Raw genomic sequence first — 21,247 nt, forward strand, 5'->3', positions numbered from 1 at the left:
ATGTTAATCAAAGATAGACAATTTTATACTATCTTAATAAATATTACATTTGTTGTATAATAATTTAAAAAATGAACTGATGAACTTAAAAATGATATTCGGAATTGCCTTGGCAATGAGCTTGACTTATTCCTGCAAAGACGAATCAAAAACAAATACTGTCGCAGATGCGGATTCAGTTGCGTACAAAGACAACACTGCACCATTTGATTATAATGTGGAGCAATTTGCCGATATTAAAATTTTGCGCTATCAAATTCCAGGATGGGAGAATTTGACTTTAAAAGAGCAAAAATTAGTCTATTATCTTACTCAAGCAGGATTGGCAGGCCGTGATATTATGTGGGATCAAAACTACCGTCACAATCTAGAAATTAGAAATGCTTTAGAAACCGTATATACGACTTATGAAGGCGATAAATCGTCTGAAGATTGGAAAGCTTTTGAAACCTATTTAAAGCGAATTTGGTTCGGGAACGGCATTCATCATCATTATTCTAACGATAAGATGAAACCGGAATTTTCTCAGAACTATTTAAAAACGGTTTTGGCGGAAACCAATACATCCTTAGAGGGTGAAGCTTTTGATGTTATTTTTAATGACAAAGACGCTAAGAAAGTAAACCAGGCCAAAGGTGTTGATAATGTGGCCCAATCTGCCGTAAATTTTTACGGACCAAATGTGACAACTGCTGATGTAGAGAAATTTTACAAAGCTAAAAAATCGCCCAACCCAGAAAAGCCATTATCTCACGGATTGAATTCTAAATTAGTAAAAGAGAATGGACAAGTTAAAGAACTGGTTTACAAATCTGGCGGACTTTACGGTGAGGCTATTGATGAAATTATAAAATGGTTGGAGTTGGCAAAAGGCGTGGCTGAAAACCAAGCTCAAGGTGATGCTTTAGGACTATTAATCAATTACTACAAAACGGGAGATTTACAGACTTGGGATGATTACAACGTTGCTTGGACGGCTGCTACTGCCGGGAATGTGGACTACATCAACAGTTTTATAGAAGTGTATAATGATCCTTTAGGTTACACAGGTTCTTATGAAAGCATTGTTCAAATCAACGATTTTGACATGTCTCAAAAAATGAAGGTATTATCTGATAATGCCCAATGGTTTGAAGACAATTCGCCATTAATGGACGCACATAAAAAGAAAAGCGTCGTTGGCGTAACTTATAAAGTTGTGAACGTAGCAGGTGAAGCTGGAGATGCATCGCCAAGCACGCCAATTGGAGTCAATTTGCCAAATGCAAACTGGATTCGTGCCGCTGTAGGGAGTAAATCCGTTTCTCTTGGTAATATTATCGATGCTTATAATAATGCCGGAAGTTCAGGCCGATTGAAGGAATTTGTTCACGATGAGGAAGAATTACAGTTAGAAGAACAATACGGACAAGTAGCAGATAAATTACACACTGCCCTACACGAGGTCATTGGTCATGCTTCAGGGCAATTGAATCCTGGCATTGGCGAAACTAAAGAAACTCTAAAAACTTACGCATCTACATTAGAAGAAGGCCGTGCTGATTTGGTAGGATTGTATTATTTATATAACCCGAAATTACAAGAACTCGGGTTGGTAGATGATTGGAAAAAAGTGGGAATGGCTGCTTATGATGGCTATATTCGCAACGGTTTGATGACACAGTTAATCCGTCTGAATTTAGGTGATGATGTGGAAGAATCACACATGAGAAACAGACAGTGGGTGAGTGCTTGGGTGTTTGAAAAAGGACAAAAAGACAATGTTATTGAAAAAGTAACCCGTGATGGTAAAACGTACTACAACATTAACGATTACGACAAATTGCACGAGCTTTTCGGACAATTGTTACGTGAAACACAACGTATCAAATCTGAAGGCGATTACAAAGCGGTTGAAGCCTTAGTTGAGGATTATGGAGTTAAAGTTGACCAAACCATACATGCAGAAATTTTAAAAAGAAACGAGCAATTTACAGGTGCCCCGTATAGCGGATTTGTAAATCCGGTATTGGTGCCAGAAATGGATGATAATGGTGAGATTACTGCGATTAAAGTAACCCAGCCAGAATCTTTTCCAGCACAAATGTTAGAATACAGTAAAACCTACAGCTTTTTAAAAGGCACTAAATAATTCAATTTGACAATACAAAAACAGAAAAGCAGGATATCTCACTATCCTGCTTTTTGTATTTTAGTAATCGTGTCACTGAGAATGGTGCTCTGTGATAATTTGTGAGTTGCCAATAATCAGAAGCTCACACAATAATGTATTTCACCACGCTAATCATCACTATAAAGCCAATAAAAGCGAGCAGTATCCAGAGACTTCCTTTATAATATTTTCGGTGAAGTTTTAAGTCCTTCCGATAGGTGTAAAACAAAACAATGGCAAAAACAATTGCAAATAAACCTCCAAAAATCAATTGACCATTTGTAAACATAGTGCTATTTTTATGCAAAATTACTCAAACTATTGTAATACGGGACAAGGATGTGCTAAAAAAGAGGATTAGTTGAACGAAGTTTGAGTTTTCCTCCGATACCATCCATTAATAAAAATAATATCATGAAAAACAAAATAGAGGCCGTCAAGGCTTTCCATACCGCGTTCAAAATTGGGCATAGAGAAACCCCTCAAGCCGATTTGGGCATGGCAAAAAACTTACTACGCTATAAATTGATGCGAGAAGAAAATGAAGAATATCTAGAAGCGGCGAATTCTAATGACTTGGTTGAGGTAGCGGATGCCTTAGGAGATATGCTCTATATTTTGTGTGGCACCATTATAGAACATGGGTTGCAACATAAGATTGAAGAGGTGTTTGACGAAATTCAAAAAAGCAATATGAGCAAGTTAGGAGCTGATGGCGAACCAATCTACCGTGAAGACGGAAAAGTGATGAAAGGCCCTGATTATTTTGTTCCTAAAATTAAGAACATTCTTGAAGCGTAATATTTGGATAGAAAATGAAAACCGTTGCGCAGGTTGGTTTGAGAGTATAGAATAGAGAGCAAAGAACCAGGATTCAAGACGGTATTTCTAGTAGAAAAAGATTTTTGATTCTGAAGTTATGTGCTCAATCACTATTGAGTTACACCAAGTTCAACATTCAAAAACGAAGCCTTACTTTTTAGAATCTTTTTCTATTAAGAGTTATTGGATCATTGGAATTTAAATGATCGTTATTTGTCAGGTAGGTGTAAGCAAGTCTTTATTCTTGTCCCGATTGCTATCGGGACTAACAGCGCAGCAATCTTAATTCTATACCCAACCACAATGATTTTTAATACAAAAACCCCAAGAATAGTCAGGCTATTGCATTGGGGTTTTAAATGTTAATTGGGTTGAAGGTCTTATACGCCGTATCTCCAACCGTGCTTATCTTCGGCTAAATTGTGCTGAATATTAAGCATTTTATCTTTTAAGGTGTCTGCGTATGAATTTTCAATATTTGGAAGTTCATAAAGCTCTTCAAGATGTTCAAAAGCTGAAATGGCACTAATTACTGCCGCTGTTCCTGCACCAAAAATTTCTTTTAATGAGCCAGCTTTGGCCGCTTTTTTAAGTTCAGTAACCGTAATAGGTCTTACGTCAACTTCAATACCATTGTCTTGTGCCAATTGTATGATGCTGCGTCGTGTCACACCATCTAAAATACGATCGCTGATTGGCGCCGTAATTAAAGTGTCATTAATTCTGAAGAACACATTCATCGTCCCAGCTTCTTCCAATTTCTCATGAGTGTCTGCATCAGTCCAAATGATTTGCTGAAAACCTCTCTTTTGCGCTAAGCTAGTTGGGTAAAACTGTGCTGCATAATTTCCTGCTGCTTTAGCAAAACCTACACCGCCATTGGCTGATCTACTGAATTTTTCGGCAACTAAAACTTTAATTTTGCTTGTATAATATGCTTTTGCTGGCGAACAGATAATCATAAATCTATAATTCTCTGATGGCGAAGCTGAAATTGCAGGATCAGTAGCAATGATAAAAGGTCTGAGGTATAATGAATTCCCTTTTCCTGTTTTTATCCATTCGCTATCCATTTGTAGCAATTTGGTGATGCCTTCAAAGAAGTATTCTCTAGGGAATTCTGGCATGGCCAAACGTGCTGCAGATTTGTTGATACGGTTATAATTATCTTCCGGTCTGAACATCCAAATTTTGCCATCAGCATCTTTGTAAGCTTTCATGCCTTCAAATACAGCCTGTCCGTAATGAAACACTCGTGCAGAGGGATCCATGGTCATAGGTTGGTAAGGAGTGATTTTTGGCGTTTGCCATGCATTGTTTTCAAAGTCACATATAAACATATGGTCGGTAAAGATTCTCCCAAATGTTAAGTTTTCAAAATCAACAGCGTCAATTTTAGAAGTCTCTGATTTTACGATATCGATTTCGTGTGATGTATGTTTTGTCATCTTATTTTGTTTGATGGTGCAAATTTAGTCATTTCTTGCAGTATAAAAAATCAAAAAAAATGTTTTAAAAAAAAGTTATATTTGTCGGTGTAAATTTTATAGATATCAGCAGATTATGAATAAATTGCTTATAGTTTTGGGGCTATTACTAACAGTAGTCGCTTGCAAAACTGAAGATAAAAAAGTGGAGGAACAAGCCATAGAAAAAGAGGTTGTAAAGTATACCTCAGTTGGAAAGGAGATTTCTGCGGATGCGGCAAAATCGACCTTAGAAATGGCGGAAACATATAGGGCCATGACCATAGGTGATACCATCAGCACAAAATTGATCGGGACAGTTGACGAAGTGTGTCAATCTAAAGGTTGTTGGATGAAAATTGACCTTAAAGACGGTCACCAAGTGATGGTAAAATTTAAAGACTACGGCTTTTTTATGCCTAAAGATATTGCTGGGCAAGAAGTGATCATGTATGGAAAAGCGTATATAAATGAAGTTCCTGTAGATGAACAACGCCATTATGCTGAAGATGCAGGGAAATCTGCTGAAGAAATTGCTGCCATTATTGAGCCGAAAAAGACATTTTCTTTTGAGGCAGATGGGGTATTGCTAAAAGGTGAATAAGATTTGCGTAGACATATTATAACAACGGCTGATGGTTCAAAAACCATCCAAATTGAAGATTGGGATGAACAGTACCATTCCATTTATGGTGCCATACAAGAAGCAAACCACGTGTATATTAAACATGGTTTGCTTTTTGCCTTGGGAACTAAGGGCTATTCAATACTTGAAACAAGTTTAGCAGAACGTACCGAACAACTCTCAATTCTAGAAATCGGCTTTGGCACAGGGCTAAATTCCTTTTTGACCTTACTAGAAGCGGAAAACTATCCGGTAAACATTGACTATGTTGGTATAGAAGCGTTTCCTATTTCAATAGAGGAGATGCAGGCGCTAAACTATGTAGAAGAATTAAAAGTCCCAGATCGCGCCATGCTTTTTAACCAGTTGCACACGAGTGCATGGGAAGAAGCTGCGCTATTAACGCCTCAGTTCACGCTGCACAAACAGCAGAAATTTTTCAAAGACATCACAGCCAAGAATGAGTTTGATTTGATTTACTTTGATGCGTTCGGCGCGCGCGTTCAACCCGAACTTTGGACCGCTGAAATTTTCAGAATCATGTACGACGCTCTAAAACCGGAAGGTGTTTTGGTGACTTATGCCGCAAAGGGCAGTGTGCGCCGTGCGATGCTAGAGGTGGGCTTTAGCATCGAAAAACTGCCTGGGCCACCAGGGAAAAGAGAAATGTTGAGAGCTACAAAAAAGCTGTAGAAACTGCATTTGGATAGCGCTCTTTAAGGCTGTTTCAATAGCATTTTCTGGCTCAGATTTCACTAAGAAATTCATATGCATGCATCAGTATTGGAGCCTTGTAGAAGTTGTATCCACTAAATTGGCGTTAATTATGTTAAACCTAAGGTAAAGTGCGAAACTATGAACACCTCATTTACTAACTTTATAAAAAGCACAACATAAATGACGATATTAATTACAGGAGCCACGGGTTTGATTGGGAAGGAGATTGTAAAACGCTGTCATGAGCAGGATATTTCTGTTCACTATTTAACCACATCAAAAGAAAAGATTAAGACTCAAGACAACTATAAAGGATTTTATTGGAATCCTAAAGAAGGGGTTATTGATGCCAAATGTTTTAATGATGTAGATGCCATAATTAATTTAGCTGGTGCCACCATTGCAAAACGGTGGACCAATAGTTATAAGAAAGTCATTCTCGAAAGTCGGGTCAACACCCTGAAATGTCTTAAGAATGCCCTTTCAGCAGTTAAAAACCATCAAATTTCACATATACTATCTGCAAGTGCGGTAGGATTCTATCCGGATTCATTTACTAAATATTATGAAGAATCCTGTACTAAAGTTTCTCCAACCTTTTTGGGAAAAGTCGTGGAAACTTGGGAAGCCGCTGTAGATGAATTTGCTGAATTAGGGCTAATGGTATCAAAGGTAAGAATTGGATTGGTTTTGGACGATAAAGAAGGTGCATTGCCACAAATTGTAAAGCCCACAGCGCTCGGTTTGGGAGCACCATTTGGATCTGGAGACCAATGGCAATCTTGGATTCACGTCCATGATTTGTCCAAGATTTTTGTACACGTCATTCAAGAAGAATTGGAGGGCATATACAATGGGGTAGCGCCTAACCCGATCACCAATGCTGAACTTACAAAAGCGGTTGCCAAAGCCGTGAATAAACCGTTAATCTTACCTAATATTCCTGAATTCGCCATGAAATTGGTTTTAGGAGAAATGCATATTTTGCTCTTTGAAAGCCAACGGGTGAGCTCTAAAAAAATAGAAGACACTGGCTTCCATTTTATCTATTCCAACATTCAACCAGCATTAGAAAATTTGCTACAGCCAAATGTGTCAAATGACTAAACGACTTATTATGGCAAACCTATTTCCAAGGTCTTATACTCCCTAAACTAATTTACTTCCAAACTTTCTAATCCCAAATTTCAGGGCTATTAACCTTATTAACTTCTAGTTCATATACTCTAAATAAATTGCGTTTTTATTTTTATAGCATGTTTCAAAATTCAGTGCACTTACATTCCATAATTATTTCGTGACATTTTGACATTTTATAATTAATGGCAGTACTTTTGCCAATTGAAAAATGAAGATTTAAAATGAAGTTCAAAAAGATGAGCAAAAAAGATAAAAATGTAGACGTTGAATCAAACGTTGAGGACCCTTTAAATGATACTCCACAAACTGAGGAGTTAAGTGTTGAAGAGCAGTTACAAGAAGACTTAGGTAAAGAAAAAGATAAGTTTTTAAGGTTATTTGCAGAATTTGAAAACTATAAAAAACGCACTATCAAAGAGCGTATGGATTTATTTAAAACCGCAGGCCAAGAGGTGATTCTGTCACTTTTGCCAGTTTTGGATGATTTTGATAGAGCACTTAATGAAATCATTAAGTCAGATGAGAAAGACTTGATAGAAGGTGTTAAATTGATCCGTAACAAATTTAAAAATACATTAGAAAGTAAAGGTTTGGAAGAAGTTACCGTTGAAAAAGGTGACGTTTTTAATGCTGATCTGCACGAAGCCATTACTCAAATTCCTGCACCCTCTGACGATTTGAAAGGTAAGATCGTAGATGTCATCGAAAAAGGGTACAAGCTAGGTGACAAAGTGATTCGTTTTCCTAAAGTAATTACAGGATCATAAACCAGCGAGTACTTAGTTAAGGAATAGAATAGAAATATCATACAATGAAGGAAGATTATTACGACATACTGAAAATAGATAAAAGTGCTTCGGCTAGCGACATTAAAAAAGCGTATAGAAAGAAGGCTATTAAATACCATCCGGATAAAAACCCTGACGACAAGGCGGCAGAAGACATGTTCAAAAAAGCGGCTGAAGCTTATGAGGTACTAAGCAACCCGGAGAAAAAGGCACGTTACGACCAATTTGGTCATCAAGCTTTTCAAGGCGGTGGCGGTTTTAACGGTGGCGGCATGAATATGGATGACATCTTTAGCCAATTTGGTGATATTTTTGGTGGCGGCTTTGGCGGTGGCGGTGGATTTTCAGGCTTTGGTGGCGGTTTTGGCGGTCAGCAAAGACGGGTTAAAGGCAGCAATTTAAGAATCAGAATTACGCTCACCCTAGAGGAAATTGCTAACGGCGTCGAGAAGAAATTAAAAGTTAAGCGTAAAGTTCAGGCAGCGGGCACTACCTATAAGACTTGTTCAACCTGTAACGGTTCTGGGCAAGTGATGCGTGTCACAAACACCATTTTAGGACGTATGCAAACCGCGTCACCCTGCACAACGTGTGGTGGGGTTGGTGAGATGATTGACAAAAAGCCAGCTGATGCTGATGCACAAGGCTTGGTCATCCAAGAAGAAACAGTGTCTGTTAAAATTCCTGCGGGAGTGGTTGACGGGATGCAGTTGAAAGTGTCAGGAAAAGGTAACGAAGCGCCAGGTAATGGAATTTCAGGAGATTTATTGGTGGCCATTCAGGAAGAAGAACACGCTACCTTAAAGCGTGAAGGAGATAACTTACATTATGATTTATATGTAAGTTTACCCGATGCCGTTCTAGGAAACAGTCAAGAGATTGATACCGTTACGGGTAAAGTCAGAATCAAGATAGAACCAGGTGTGCAATCTGGTAAGATTTTGCGTTTGAGAGGAAAAGGGATTCCAAGTATCAACGGATATGGCAAAGGTGATTTGTTGGTGCATATCAATGTATGGACCCCAAAAACTTTAAATAAAGAACAAAAAGACTTTTTTGAAAGGATGCGCGATGACGAGCATTTTCTACCCAAACCAGAAAGTTCAGATAAATCTTTTTTTGAGAAAGTAAAAGATATGTTTTCATAATCAAGGAGTTATTTATTAAAAAAGACTATATTTGAGTATCGCCAATTTATTTGGTGATAATTTTTCTTTTTCATAGCAATTTTTTCCCATCCTTAATTTTTTAAGGGTGGGTTTTGTTTTTAGAGATGTTTTTAGATTTCTAACCTCAAAAAACTTACCCATCGGATTTAAAAAAATTCAGTCTATAAAGAGCCCTAAACTCTAACATTTAATATATTTACGCTTCTTTAAATTGAATAATTCAAACCCTAATTTATGAACAACTTATTGGTTGCTAACGCTGTTTCCAAAAGTTTTGGCGACTTTAAAGCGCTAAATGATGTTTCCATTGAAGTTTCAAAAGGAAGCATTTTCGGACTTTTGGGTCCAAACGGCGCAGGTAAAACCACCCTGATCAGAATTATCAACCAGATTACCATGCCCGATTCTGGTGAGATTCTGTTAGATGGTTCACCGTTAAAACCTCATAATATTAGGGATATTGGCTACCTTCCGGAAGAACGCGGACTCTATAAAACCATGAGAGTGGGGGAACAGGCCATTTATCTGGCGCAATTAAAAGGTCTTACAAAACAGGAAGCCAAAGACCGTTTAAAATATTGGTTTGATAAATTGGATATAGGCGATTGGTGGAATAAAAAAGTCCAAGAACTCAGTAAAGGACAGGCCCAAAAAATTCAGTTTATTGTTACTGTATTACACCGACCGAAACTGTTAATTTTTGACGAACCGTTTTCTGGTTTTGATCCTATTAACGCCTCGTTAATCAAAGATGAGATTTTACAATTAAGGGATGAAGGTGCCACCGTAATTTTTTCCACCCATCGCATGGAATCTGTAGAAGAACTGTGTGATCATATTGCGTTGATTCACAAATCGAATAAAGTATTGGACGGGAAATTGACCGATGTCAAACGCCAATTCAAAACCAATACCTTTGAAGTCGGATTACAATCCGCGCATCCGGAAACGCTGACCCAGTTAATCAAAGAGCAGTTTGAAGTATTCCCAGCCACCTTTAAAAACTTAAATGATGATATTAAAATGAATATCAAACTGCCTCAAAATGCATCGTCAAATGATTTGCTAAGGTTTCTTACCTCCAAGGCGGAAATTCACCATTTTGTGGAAGTGATTCCTAGTGCCAACGACATCTTCATCCAAACAGTAAAAAATAACTAACAATGAATCATCTACCGCTGATCATCAAAAGAGAGTATCTTAATAAGGTGCGTAATAAGTCGTTTATTGTCATGACTTTTTTGAGTCCGATGATCATGATTGCCCTAATTGCTGTGGTTGCTTATTTATCTCAAATGAATAACGATAAGCAACGTACCATTTCAATCTTGGATGAAACGGGAGTTGTGGCCAGTGAGTTTGAGACTTCAGAATTTACCACCTACTCGATAATCGATAACATGCCTTTAAAGGGCGCAAAGGAATTGGTGAAAGCTAAAAACGACTTCGGATTGTTATTCATTAAAAAAAGTTCTGACTCCATGAATGTGGTGGAATCGGTCAACTTTTATTCAGATGATTCCCCATCCTTGTCAATTATTTCCGGATTGGAGCGCAAAATTGAAAAGCGATTGTCCGATGTGAAACTTCAAAAAGCAGGTGTAGATATCGCTCAAATCTTAGCGTCAAAAACTCAAGTAAATATTGCCCAAGAAACTTTTGAAGGCGAAAAAACATCTAAGGTAGACAGTTATCTTAAACTAGCTTTTGGTGGTGCAGCAGGCTATTTGTTGTTCATGTTTATCATTATCTACGGCAATATGATTATGCGTAGTGTCATTGAAGAGAAAACCAGCCGAATAATTGAAATTATCATTTCTTCCGTAAAACCTATTCAGTTGATGATGGGTAAAATTATTGGGACTTCGTTAGCTGGGGTCACACAGTTCGTCATTTGGATTATTCTCGGGGGGGTTTTATTGTCTGTAGTATCAGCCATTTTTGGGATTGACGTCATGCAGATGCAAACGCCACAACAAGAACTGATCAACCAAGCTATGGCAAATTCAGATGCTCAAAATATGGCTCAAGAACTCATTACAGGCTTTGTCAATTTGCCTATTTTAAACTTGTGCGTGGCCTTCCTATTTTTCTTCATTGGAGGGTATCTATTATACAGCTCATTATACGCGGCTATAGGTGCTGCGGTAGATAATGAAACGGATACCCAACAGTTTATGATGCCCATTATCATGCCACTTGTTTTGGCGGTCTATGTTGGTGTTTTTACGGTTATCGAAGACCCTCACGGAACGGTGTCTACGGTGTTTTCATTTATTCCATTTACCTCCCCAGTGGTGATGTTAATGCGAATTCCGTTTGGGGTTCCCGTCTGGCAACAACTGTTATCTTTTGGCATTCTCCTTTGCACTTTTATATTTACCGTGTGGTTTGCGGCCAAAATTTATAGAGTAGGTATTTTAATGTACGGTAAGAAACCAACATACAAGGAGTTATTTAAGTGGCTGAGGTATTAAAAAGTGCTATTAAGACCACTTTCTAATAGGTTTTTTTATATTTTTAAGGGAGCGTTTAAGATTGATTTTGTAGGTAAAACATAGGAGATCTTACGGAGATTTTTTGTGGCTATCTTACGATTAGTTGTATATTGTTGCTAGCTATACCAAAGGGGTTCTAACTGCACTAATACGAGATATCCTCTAAATGAAATTCAAGTTGTGGTGATACTTTTTCAATTATGGGAAGGAGCTATTTAAGTACTGGCAAAATCAAGTATAGTGCTAGTCTTGAGTCTAGAAATCACACTTTTTTTGATTATAGTGAAATCTAGCGTGCAAGGACTAGAGGTTATGGAATCGCTTTTGCGTGACGCATCGAATTATATTAAACTGAAACGTAATAAAACAGTCTAGTAAGTATTGAAATCAACTGATACTCTAGATCCACAGAGCGTTTAAAAATTTAAAACCCAAAAATGTCAAAAATATTAGTTATAGAAGATGAAGCTAGCATTAGAAGAGTGCTGGTGAAAATTCTTTCCGAAGAAAATGAAAGTTATCAAGTAGATGAAGCGGAAGATGGCCTGGCCGGAATCGAAAAAATAAAAAATGAAGATTATGATTTGGTACTTTGTGATATTAAAATGCCAAAAATGGACGGTGTTGAAGTATTAGAGGCGATCAAAAAGATAAAACCGGAAACCACTATGGTGATGATTTCTGGGCATGGCGATTTGGATACTGCCGTAAATACGATGCGTCTTGGCGCTTTCGATTACATCTCAAAACCACCAGATTTAAATAGATTGCTCAATACGGTGCGAATTGCACTCGACAGAAAGGAATTGGTGGTCGAAAACAAAATGCTCAAAAAGAAAGTAGGCAAAAACTTTGAGATGGTGGGGGAGAGTAAAGCTATTTCCCACATTAAAGATATGATCGAAAAAGTTGCAGCTACGGATGCCCGAGTTCTCATAACAGGACCTAATGGTACCGGGAAAGAACTTGTTGCACATTGGTTGCACCAAAAGAGTGAACGCTCTAAAGGACCGTTAATTGAAGTCAACTGTGCCGCCATCCCATCAGAATTAATAGAAAGTGAACTTTTTGGCCATGTTAAAGGTGCTTTTACCAGTGCAGTAAAAGATAGAGCTGGGAAATTTGAAGCAGCCAATGGGGGGACGCTGTTTTTAGATGAAATTGGCGACATGAGTCTGTCTGCCCAAGCTAAAGTGTTACGTGCCCTACAAGAAAGTCGTGTGCAACGCGTAGGGAGTGACAAGGATATTAAAGTAGATGTACGTGTTGTAGCGGCCACCAATAAAAATTTGACTAAGGAAATTGAAGAAGGCAGGTTTCGAGAAGACCTATACCATAGGTTAGCGGTCATCTTAATTCAAGTGCCATCCCTTAACGACAGACGTGAAGATATCCCACTATTGATTTCCTATTTTGCAGATAAAATAGCCTCAGAAAATGGATCAGCCACAAAAAAATTCACGGCTAAAGCCATTCAGCAGTTACAAGAATACGATTGGACTGGGAACATCAGAGAGTTGCGCAATGTTGTGGAGCGACTGATAATTCTTGGCGAAAATGAAGTGAGTGAGAATGACGTAAATCTGTTCGCCTCTAAATAAACGCAAGCGCATGAAAATGACCCATTATAACAAACGTGCACTTTATGGCGGAATAATTTCTGCTATTATCATGGGATTAGGCGCCTATTTTATGGGGCATATTAGTGGGTATGAAGCTAAAGAGCTTATAAAATCTTCACTTCCTGGCATCAATACACTCTGCAATACTATTGCTTTGGCTTCTGCTACCATTTTGGCACTTTTGTTAACTTTATTGAGCGTGAGTTCAAGTACGAAATCTAAACTCACAAAAGAACATTACACCCATATTTTGCTCATTGCGAAAATAGATACCACGGTTTTTATATTTGCGATCATCTTTTTCCAGTTCTTAAACATTCCGATTACTGAAGCTGATAATGTGCCGAGTTCTTGGTTTGCAACCATCTATTACGTCAGTTTAGGGTTGTCATCCTTATTAAGTGGCGGGTTGATCAGTGTTGTTCTCATGCTTTTTAATGCAGTGAGCAACATGATCGAAATTGTAGGATTGCAAGTGGATAATCATCCCTTGATGATACAGGAGGATGACGAAGAAACTGAGGAAGACAGTTAAAAATTTGAAGACAACCAAAATTCTAAACGTAATTTTTTATGAAAGATATCAATATTGACGATTTTAAAATAACGGAAACTATACGCATAGAAGATCTGGAAACTAGTTTTGATTTAGAGGCCTCCAAAGATGCGATTAAAGATGGTCTGAAGGACATTAGAAAGGAATTGGGTGAAATTCAGGATAAGATGTACGCCCATGGTAAATATGCTATTTTAGTGTGTCTTCAGGGGATGGACACGGCTGGTAAGGACAGTTTGATACGGGAGGTGTTTAAAGATTTTAATTCGCGGGGTGTAGTAGTACACAGTTTCAAGGTTCCCACCAGTTTAGAGCTTAAACACGACTTTTTATGGCGTCACTATATCGCGCTTCCTGCGCGTGGTAAATTCGGCATTTTTAACCGTACCCATTACGAAAATGTTTTGGTAACCAAGGTTCATCCTTCGTATATTATGAATGAAAATATTCCAGGAATTGATGCAGTTGAAGATGTTGATGGAGCGTTTTGGGACCAACGTTTTGAGGATATTAATAATTTCGAAAAACATTTGACAGAAAATGGCACCTTAGTTTACAAGTTCTTTTTAAATATTTCGAAAAATGAACAAAAAAACCGCCTGTTAAGACGTTTGGACCGTGCCGATAAAAATTGGAAATTTTCTCCAGGCGATTTAGAAGAACGAAAACTTTGGAATGACTATATGGAAAGTTATGAGGAAGTTCTCAATAGAACTTCCAAGCCACACGCACCTTGGTACGCCATTCCTTGTGATGACAAGAAGACATCACGTTATTTAGTTGCGCGTGTACTTTACGACACTTTAAAAACCTATGAAGATATTAAGGAACCCGAGTTGGATGAAGATATCAAGGCCAATTTAGAGTTGTATAGAGAACAGTTGAAAAACGAATAATACACCAATCCATTCAGAATTCTATAATAAGTTTGTGACTTACTCTATATAAGAACTTGAAAAGTTTGGATAAGAAAATATTACTTATGGAGTTTTTCCTAGATCTAGTTGATACCTACACTACAATTTCAATTCGCTAAAATTTTTAAGTCGTCAAGACATCTCGTCTAGGTATTAAATCGTTAGCCCATTACATATCAATATATAAATAACGCGCTTTTACAAACATATATAAACCATAACACAAAAGGCCAACCGCCACTAAACTTAATACTAAGGCACCAAATTGATAGTTTAAAAATTTAAATGCATCCGTAACGGTGCTTAATTCTTCATTTCTATAGCTCAGGCCGGACCGTAGAGTTAAAAATCCCATGATTCCAAAAACCACAGCTCTAGCCAAGTGCCCAATGACCCCAAATTTTAGTAACATATTTTTAGCCTTAGGAGGCATTTGAGAAGATTGGACATTCTTTTTAAACTGATTTGAAACAATAAAGTAAATTTCGAATATACATTTGCCGCCTAATATTAATCCTAAGATCACCGATAGTACGCTGCCATATTCTGAATTTAATAAATTTATTATTATTTTTTGTTGGTCCTTATACCCACCACCAAAAAGCAATTTCAAGGCTACAACGCCTAAAGAGCCATAAAATAATGCCCCAGTAAAATATCCTGCTCTTACAAACAGGCCGTTTAAATCTGTTCCTATTTTCCGTGAATCAAATAGGGTTTGGTACATGCGCCAAAACACGTAGCTGAACAGTCCCAAAGCAAGCACAACTAAAATGAATTTTCCTAAATAGGGACTATTCAGATAACCTATCGCCCCTTTGGTGCCAGTTTTTTGGCCACCCCAGTTAAAAGCGGCCATCGCGGTTAAGAATCCAACTATTATATAAACAAATCCCATGGCGCCCAATCCAAAACGCGCTATATTTCCTTTTTTAAGCTTCATCAAAATTTGTTTAGTGACATATCATCTTAATGTACAGAATCGTTTTTTTGATTCTATAGACCTTTCAAACACCGCCAGAATCAGTTTGAAAATGGAGACTGTAAAAATTTCTCCACAACATATCCTTGCCTTAAGCTGTTCAAAAATATATAAATTTTTGAACACTAAACAAGTAACTTTAAGATGAATTATAAATGAAAATATGAAGTTGTTTTTTGGGAATGATTTAAGTGAAACCCCCTACAAATGGCGTTAGATAATTTCTATGACTTTTTTGTAGCACTCCATAACGTTAAATTTTATGCAAAGCCGCGCAAAGAAATGTTTTGTGGTACGGTTTCTGTCACAATTAAGCCGATGAAAAATTACTTGTTTTTATTGGTCATAGGGGTTTTTATATATGGATGTTCTCAAGTGCAACGCGCAACAGATTTGATAACGAAACCTTCAGCCAGAGAGCTTTATTTGCGGACCTTAGATGTCAATGTTATTTCTGAAACGCTTTGGAATGATGCCTTCATGAATGCCAAAACTAATCAGTTACAAGCGCCTATCCCTTTTGTCATCGCAACACAATCTTTTAAGTATAAAGCTATAGCATTAGCTTATAAAATCAATTTAAAAAAAGGATCTGTATTTAAATTAATTGTGGAGAAAAATATAGATTCGGGTCTAGTTTTTATTGATTTATATCCCTTCAATACAGATTCCACACTCTCTAAAGAGCCATTAGTTTCCAATGACTGGCAAATAGATTCCATTAGTTATACGGTTGAACGATCAGGAGTATATAAGGTAATTATCCAGCCCGAGTTGAGGGATTCCTTAAAGTTTACCGCAAAAATGTACACACAACCTTCATTTGCATTTCCTGTCGTTGGCAAAGGTAATGCAGCCATTGGTAGTCGTTGGGGAGTGGCAAGAGATGGCGGAAAAAGATCTCATGAAGGCATCGATGTATTTGCAGTCAGAGGAAATCCTGTTGTGGCAGCAACGGACGGAGTCGTCTCATTTACCGGGGAAAAAGGGCTAGGAGGGAAACAAGTGTGGCTTCATAATGGGCTTTGGGGTCAATCTCTATACTATGCACATTTAGATAGTATTATTGTGACTAGAGGTGCTCGGGTAAAAAGAGGGGATACTTTGGGCTTAGTGGGCAACACGGGTAATGCTAGAACTACGCCACCACATTTACACTTTGGAATCTATACCCGATCTGGGGCGATTAATCCTTTGCCATTTGTGGAGCTACAGGATGTTCCTGTTGAAACTCATATCGTAGCTTTTGATAGTGCCGTTACCAAATTAAAAAATAACCAATTGCGTACTGGTCCGGCTACAAAATTTCCAGAATTGATGAATCTACCCAGAAATCATCCCATAGTTATTGTAGGTAAAACCCACCAATGGTACCATGTAAAGGTTGCCGATTCTTTGGAAGGATTTATAAACCAATCGCTGCTCCAAAAACAAACAGGTTCTACTAAAAAATGAATTAGTAATGAATAGTAGGGTTATGGCCAGTTTTACTTAGCACTATAGATTTCCTAAACGCTTAAAGCACCTCTTCACCGTTAGATTCCTGTTTGCCATATTCATTTTTATAAATGTTTACCAAAGCTAAAAATAGGCTGATCAGCAAGGGTCCAAAAATTAACCCAATAAACCCAAAAATAGGTACACCCACTATAACACCGATTAAGGTTATTAAGGGATGTACATCATCTAATTTTTTCAAGACATATAAGCGAATAATATTATCTGTAGATCCTACTACCACAAAACCGTAGATTAGAATAGCCCAAGCTTGAAATGTATCTCCTGAGGAAAGACTTATCAAAAATACCGGCAATATGCCAATAAGTGTCCCTACAAATGGAATCATAGATCCAATAGTCACAATGACGAACCAAAAGAAAGGCTCGTCGATCCCGAATATTAGAAACCCTATTAAGGCAATGATACCTTGAGCAATGGCTACTAAAGGAATCCCTATGGCATTAGAACGCACCATTGTTTGAATCTCTTGGCCTATTTCCTTTAAATTATAGTTGTCCAACGGGATATAATCGGTAAGTGATTCACGCAATTCTCTCCTGTTGGTCAACATATAATACAGCATAAAATACATCAAACCAATAGCAATAAATGCATTAAAGGTGCCTCCTGCCAAATTTTGCAGATTGGTAGAAACCCAACCGGTAATGGCACTCGTATCGATAGTTGAGCCAATGTCAAATCCGACATAATGCTGAATGCTGCTCAATTGTTCTTTAAATGCGGTAATCACCTGCTCGGAGTTATTGACAGCGCGTCCTATCTTATTGCTCAACATCCATACAATTCCAGCTAGTGGGAGTAAAATGCCAACAAAAGAAATGAACATAATTAATAACGCTGCCATGGTTGGGCTCCATTTGCGTTTTTTAACCAAGGTCGCCATCCACTTCCTGAACAGGATATAAATTGTTATAGCCCCGAGAACACCAGTGAGATAGGGTAGCATTTCTTTAAATATCAAACTTCCCATAAAAACTATAAGAAGGATGACAAAGATTTGTCGTATTAATTTGGGAGAAATTTGATTCATTGAGGCCTATTATGATTTCGAGATGGAGTACACCACCTTGAAAATTAAAGATAATGCAAGTTTCTTGATTATTTTTATAAAATAAGGACTCACATCCAATTATTTGGAACCTAAATCGATCTCAACTTGATTGTGGATAATATCATCAAAGGTTTCACGCTTTCTTATTAAATGGGCTTTTTTATTGTGCCATAACACTTCTGCTGGCCTGTAACGCGAGTTGTAATTACTGGCCATACTATAACAATAAGCCCCAGCATTTTGGAAACACAAAATGTCACCTTCAGTGATTTCTTTTATGCGTCGGTTATTTGCAAAAGTATCCGTTTCACAAATATAGCCTACTACAGAATAAAAGCGTTCACGGCCCTTCGGGTTGGAAATGTTGATAATTTCATGTTGCGATCCGTACAACATCGGTCGGATTAAATGGTTAAATCCAGAATCAACCTGCGCAAAAACCGTTGAGGTCGTTTGTTTAACCACGTTCACTTTAGTTAGAAAAACACCCGCTTCACTCACTAAGAATTTTCCTGGTTCAAAGGCCAATGTCAATTCACGGCCGTATTTTTTACAAAAGGCATTGAAGCGCTTGGTGAGTTTCTCGCCCAATTCTTCAATATTAGTTTCAATATCACCTTCTTTATAAGGCACCTTAAAACCAGATCCAAAATCAATGAACTCCAAATCCTTAAAGTGCAATGCGGTATCAAATAAGATTTCACTGGCGTATAAAAACACATCAATGTCAAGAATATCACTGCCTGTATGCATGTGAATTCCGTTGATATTCATCTTGGTGTTTTCAATAATGCGCAATAGGTGTGGAATTTGATGAATTGAAATCCCAAATTTACTATCAATATGTCCTACTGAAATGTTAGTGTTTCCACCCGCCATAACGTGTGGATTGATCCTGATGCACACAGGAGTTTTAGGATGACGTGTTCCAAATTGTTCCAAGATGGAAAGATTATCGATATTAATTTGAACGCCAAGTTCAGCCGCCATTTCAATTTCTTCAAGAGATACGCCGTTTGGAGTATAAATAATTTGATCTGGAGAAAACCCTGCCTTCAACCCTAATTTAACTTCCTGAATGGAAACGGTATCCAAGCCAGAACCGAGTGATTTAAATAATTTCAGGATGCTTATATTGGACAAAGCCTTAACTGCATAGTTTATTTTTAACGTTTTGACCTTACTAAATGCAGATGTTAAGCGTTTATATTGTGTGCCAATTTTTTCTGAATCATAGACATAAACTGGACTTTCGAAGTCGTTAGCGATTTGTAGTAAGGTTTTGTATTCCATTTTTTATTATAAATTTTAATAGCGGTAAATCTAAATCCTTTTTTTTATTCAAGCCTAATGAAACATTAAAAATGGTACAACTTTTTATGTAATGATTTAGACCGTAACAAACAATACTTAAATTTATTGGTTAAAAGATTTATCTTGATTACTTTTGTGCTGCATAAAAATAGAGATTTCCGCTTTAGCTGAAACATTTTCAGAACTTAATAACGGAACAATTATATACTGATCAATATGAATTTACACGAGTATCAAGGAAAAGATATTTTAAGCAGTTTTGGAGTACGTATCCAAAGAGGTTATGTCGCAAAAAATGCTAATGAGGCTGTTGCTGCAGCAAAACAATTGACCGCAGAAACCGGAACCGGATGGCATGTGATCAAAGCACAGGTTCATGCAGGTGGACGTGGTAAAGGCGGCGGTGTTAAATTGGCCAAAAACCTTAAGGAAGTTGAAGAAATTGCAGGACAGATTATCGGAATGCAGTTGGTAACTCCTCAAACCTCAGCAGAAGGAAAGAAGGTTCACCAAGTATTGGTAGCTGAGGATGTATATTATCCAGGTGCAAGTGAGACAAAAGAATTTTATGTATCTGTATTGTTAAACAGAGGTACAGGGCGCAATATGATCATGTATTCTACTGAAGGCGGTATGGATATTGAGACGGTTGCTGAAGAAACGCCACACTTAATTTTTACTGAAGAAATTAATCCTGCTACAGGTATTTTGCCTTTCCAAGCAAGACGTGTTGCTTTTAACTTAGGTTTAGAAGGCACTGCTTTTAAAGAAATGACCAAATTTGTCACTAATTTATATACAGCATACGTAAAATCTGATGCTTCTTTATTTGAAATCAATCCTGTATTGAAAACAAGTGATGATAAGATTATGGCGGTTGATGCAAAAGTAACTATTGATGACAATTCATTATTCAGACATAAAGATTACTTAGATCTACGCGATTTACGTGAAGAAAGTGCAATTGAGGTTGAAGCAGGTGCTTTAGGCTTGAATTATGTTGATTTAGAAGGTAACGTTGGCTGTATGGTTAACGGTGCAGGCTTGGCCATGGCTACTATGGATTTAATTAAGCAAGCAGGTGGTGAGCCAGCTAACTTTTTAGATGTTGGTGGTACGGCAGATGCGGCTCGTGTTGAGGCAGCTTTCAGAATCATCTTAAAAGATCCAGCGGTTAAAGCTATTTTAATCAATATTTTTGGTGGAATTGTACGTTGTGATCGTGTTGCTCAAGGTGTCATTGACGCTTATAAGAACATGGGGACGATTGAAGTGCCAATCATTGTTCGTTTACAAGGTACCAATGCAGACATTGCAAAGAAATTAATTGACGATTCAGGATTGGACGTTATGAGTGCTACTGAGTTTCAGGAAGCTGCTGATAAAGTTCAAGCGGTATTGGGTTAATCAATCAAACATATATCATAAAAGACCTCGCAGTTTTAAACCTGTGAGGTCTTTTTTATTTATAAAGGTGAAGCAGGTCAAATTCGCTACGCCTTGATGTTTTGTTATTCTTTCTTCTTCGGTTTTGGCTTGTCCTCTTTAACCGGTTTTGGACCCCGTAAATGAATCACCAATCCGTTTAGGAAATTACGCAAAATTTGATCGCCACATTCCATATAATTCGGATGGTCTTCCTTTCTGAAAAAGGCTCCTAATTCACTTCTCGTGATTCTGAAATCTACGAGCTCCAGGATTTTTATTATTTCGTCGTCTCTCAATTGAAGTGCGACGCGTAACTTTTTAAAAATGTCATTATTAGTCATGATGTTGATGTATGTGATGGTAAATTTATATTATTATAAGTTTTTAAAACATTGTTGTCCGAAAAAGAATCAAGACCGCTGCGCTGTTAGAATAAAGAATTAAGATTTGTTTGCAACTAACTGACAAACAACGATCAT

General features: G+C 37.5%; 20 protein-coding genes. 14 read left to right on the plus strand and 6 right to left on the minus strand.

Features of this window, described 5'->3' with window-relative positions; all coding sequences use genetic code 11:
- Window positions 1-79: 79 nt before the first annotated feature.
- Window positions 80-2,131 carry a dipeptidyl-peptidase 3 family protein gene (locus ES711_RS05965; protein WP_146891327.1) on the plus strand — a complete coding sequence of 684 codons (2,052 nt, stop codon included), beginning with the start codon at window positions 80-82 and terminating at the stop codon, window positions 2,129-2,131.
- Window positions 2,132-2,255: 124 nt separating this feature from the next.
- Here the strand turns inward: ES711_RS05965 and ES711_RS05970 are convergent, their stop codons facing one another.
- The gene (locus tag ES711_RS05970; protein WP_146891330.1) at window positions 2,256-2,441 is read right to left on the minus strand and encodes a hypothetical protein; all 186 of its coding nucleotides are present in this window, start codon (window positions 2,439-2,441) and stop codon (window positions 2,256-2,258) included.
- A gap of 125 nt (window positions 2,442-2,566) precedes the next feature.
- Here ES711_RS05970 and ES711_RS05975 point away from each other — a divergent pair, with 125 nt between their 5' ends.
- Window positions 2,567-2,953, plus strand: coding sequence for a pyrophosphohydrolase domain-containing protein (locus ES711_RS05975; protein WP_146891333.1), 387 nt, complete (start codon window positions 2,567-2,569; stop codon window positions 2,951-2,953).
- A gap of 401 nt (window positions 2,954-3,354) precedes the next feature.
- Here the strand turns inward: ES711_RS05975 and ES711_RS05980 are convergent, their stop codons facing one another.
- Entirely contained in the window at window positions 3,355-4,422 is a 1,068-nt protein-coding gene (locus tag ES711_RS05980; RefSeq protein WP_146891335.1) for a branched-chain amino acid aminotransferase, read from the minus strand.
- Window positions 4,423-4,537: 115 nt separating this feature from the next.
- On the opposite strand from ES711_RS05980, the gene ES711_RS05985 reads away from it, so the two are divergent.
- The 10 genes from ES711_RS05985 (at window position 4,538) to ES711_RS06030 (ending at window position 14,451) form a co-directional block, all read left to right on the plus strand.
- The gene (locus ES711_RS05985) at window positions 4,538-5,044 is read left to right on the plus strand and encodes a DUF4920 domain-containing protein (RefSeq protein ID WP_146891338.1); all 507 of its coding nucleotides are present in this window, start codon (window positions 4,538-4,540) and stop codon (window positions 5,042-5,044) included.
- 3 nt (window positions 5,045-5,047) lie between these two features.
- Complete coding sequence (gene mnmD / locus ES711_RS05990; protein WP_146891341.1) at window positions 5,048-5,758, plus strand: tRNA (5-methylaminomethyl-2-thiouridine)(34)-methyltransferase MnmD; 711 nt, start codon at window positions 5,048-5,050, stop codon at window positions 5,756-5,758.
- Between the two features lie 204 nt (window positions 5,759-5,962).
- Window positions 5,963-6,889: a TIGR01777 family oxidoreductase gene (locus ES711_RS05995; RefSeq protein WP_146891344.1), complete on the plus strand. Its 927-nt coding sequence runs from the start codon at window positions 5,963-5,965 to the stop codon at window positions 6,887-6,889.
- Between the two features lie 269 nt (window positions 6,890-7,158).
- The gene (locus tag ES711_RS06000) at window positions 7,159-7,689 is read left to right on the plus strand and encodes a nucleotide exchange factor GrpE (protein WP_146891346.1); all 531 of its coding nucleotides are present in this window, start codon (window positions 7,159-7,161) and stop codon (window positions 7,687-7,689) included.
- Between the two features lie 44 nt (window positions 7,690-7,733).
- Window positions 7,734-8,858 carry a molecular chaperone DnaJ gene (dnaJ, locus tag ES711_RS06005; protein ID WP_146891349.1) on the plus strand — a complete coding sequence of 375 codons (1,125 nt, stop codon included), beginning with the start codon at window positions 7,734-7,736 and terminating at the stop codon, window positions 8,856-8,858.
- Between the two features lie 255 nt (window positions 8,859-9,113).
- Window positions 9,114-10,040, plus strand: a complete 927-nt coding sequence (locus ES711_RS06010; protein ID WP_146891352.1) for an ABC transporter ATP-binding protein — start codon at window positions 9,114-9,116, stop codon at window positions 10,038-10,040.
- A gap of 2 nt (window positions 10,041-10,042) precedes the next feature.
- Complete coding sequence (locus ES711_RS06015; RefSeq protein WP_146891355.1) at window positions 10,043-11,356, plus strand: ABC transporter permease; 1,314 nt, start codon at window positions 10,043-10,045, stop codon at window positions 11,354-11,356.
- A gap of 458 nt (window positions 11,357-11,814) precedes the next feature.
- Entirely contained in the window at window positions 11,815-12,978 is a 1,164-nt protein-coding gene (locus tag ES711_RS06020) for a sigma-54-dependent transcriptional regulator (protein WP_146891358.1), read from the plus strand.
- A 10-nt stretch (window positions 12,979-12,988) separates the two neighbouring features.
- Complete coding sequence (locus ES711_RS06025; RefSeq protein WP_146891361.1) at window positions 12,989-13,534, plus strand: hypothetical protein; 546 nt, start codon at window positions 12,989-12,991, stop codon at window positions 13,532-13,534.
- Window positions 13,535-13,572: 38 nt separating this feature from the next.
- The gene (locus ES711_RS06030; protein WP_146891364.1) at window positions 13,573-14,451 is read left to right on the plus strand and encodes a PPK2 family polyphosphate kinase; all 879 of its coding nucleotides are present in this window, start codon (window positions 13,573-13,575) and stop codon (window positions 14,449-14,451) included.
- Between the two features lie 190 nt (window positions 14,452-14,641).
- On the opposite strand, the gene ES711_RS06035 is transcribed toward ES711_RS06030, so the two are convergent.
- Entirely contained in the window at window positions 14,642-15,415 is a 774-nt protein-coding gene (locus ES711_RS06035; RefSeq protein WP_146891366.1) for a DUF1206 domain-containing protein, read from the minus strand.
- Between the two features lie 246 nt (window positions 15,416-15,661).
- On the opposite strand from ES711_RS06035, the gene ES711_RS06040 reads away from it, so the two are divergent.
- Complete coding sequence (locus ES711_RS06040) at window positions 15,662-16,909, plus strand: M23 family metallopeptidase (RefSeq protein ID WP_146891368.1); 1,248 nt, start codon at window positions 15,662-15,664, stop codon at window positions 16,907-16,909.
- Window positions 16,910-16,970: 61 nt separating this feature from the next.
- On the opposite strand, the gene ES711_RS06045 is transcribed toward ES711_RS06040, so the two are convergent.
- Both ES711_RS06045 and lysA read right to left on the minus strand, forming a co-directional pair.
- Entirely contained in the window at window positions 16,971-18,005 is a 1,035-nt protein-coding gene (locus tag ES711_RS06045) for an AI-2E family transporter (protein ID WP_146891371.1), read from the minus strand.
- Between the two features lie 99 nt (window positions 18,006-18,104).
- The gene (lysA, locus tag ES711_RS06050; RefSeq protein ID WP_146891374.1) at window positions 18,105-19,319 is read right to left on the minus strand and encodes a diaminopimelate decarboxylase; all 1,215 of its coding nucleotides are present in this window, start codon (window positions 19,317-19,319) and stop codon (window positions 18,105-18,107) included.
- Between the two features lie 237 nt (window positions 19,320-19,556).
- Between lysA and sucC the strand changes: the two genes are divergently transcribed.
- Window positions 19,557-20,747, plus strand: a complete 1,191-nt coding sequence (gene sucC / locus ES711_RS06055; RefSeq protein ID WP_146891377.1) for an ADP-forming succinate--CoA ligase subunit beta — start codon at window positions 19,557-19,559, stop codon at window positions 20,745-20,747.
- Between the two features lie 104 nt (window positions 20,748-20,851).
- Here sucC and ES711_RS06060 read toward each other — a convergent pair whose 3' ends face one another.
- Window positions 20,852-21,109, minus strand: coding sequence for a DUF1456 family protein (locus ES711_RS06060; RefSeq protein ID WP_146891380.1), 258 nt, complete (start codon window positions 21,107-21,109; stop codon window positions 20,852-20,854).
- Window positions 21,110-21,247: the final 138 nt, after the last annotated feature.

Source organism: Gelidibacter salicanalis (genome assembly GCF_007997285.1).
Classification (GTDB): Bacteria; Bacteroidota; Bacteroidia; order Flavobacteriales; family Flavobacteriaceae; genus Gelidibacter; species Gelidibacter salicanalis.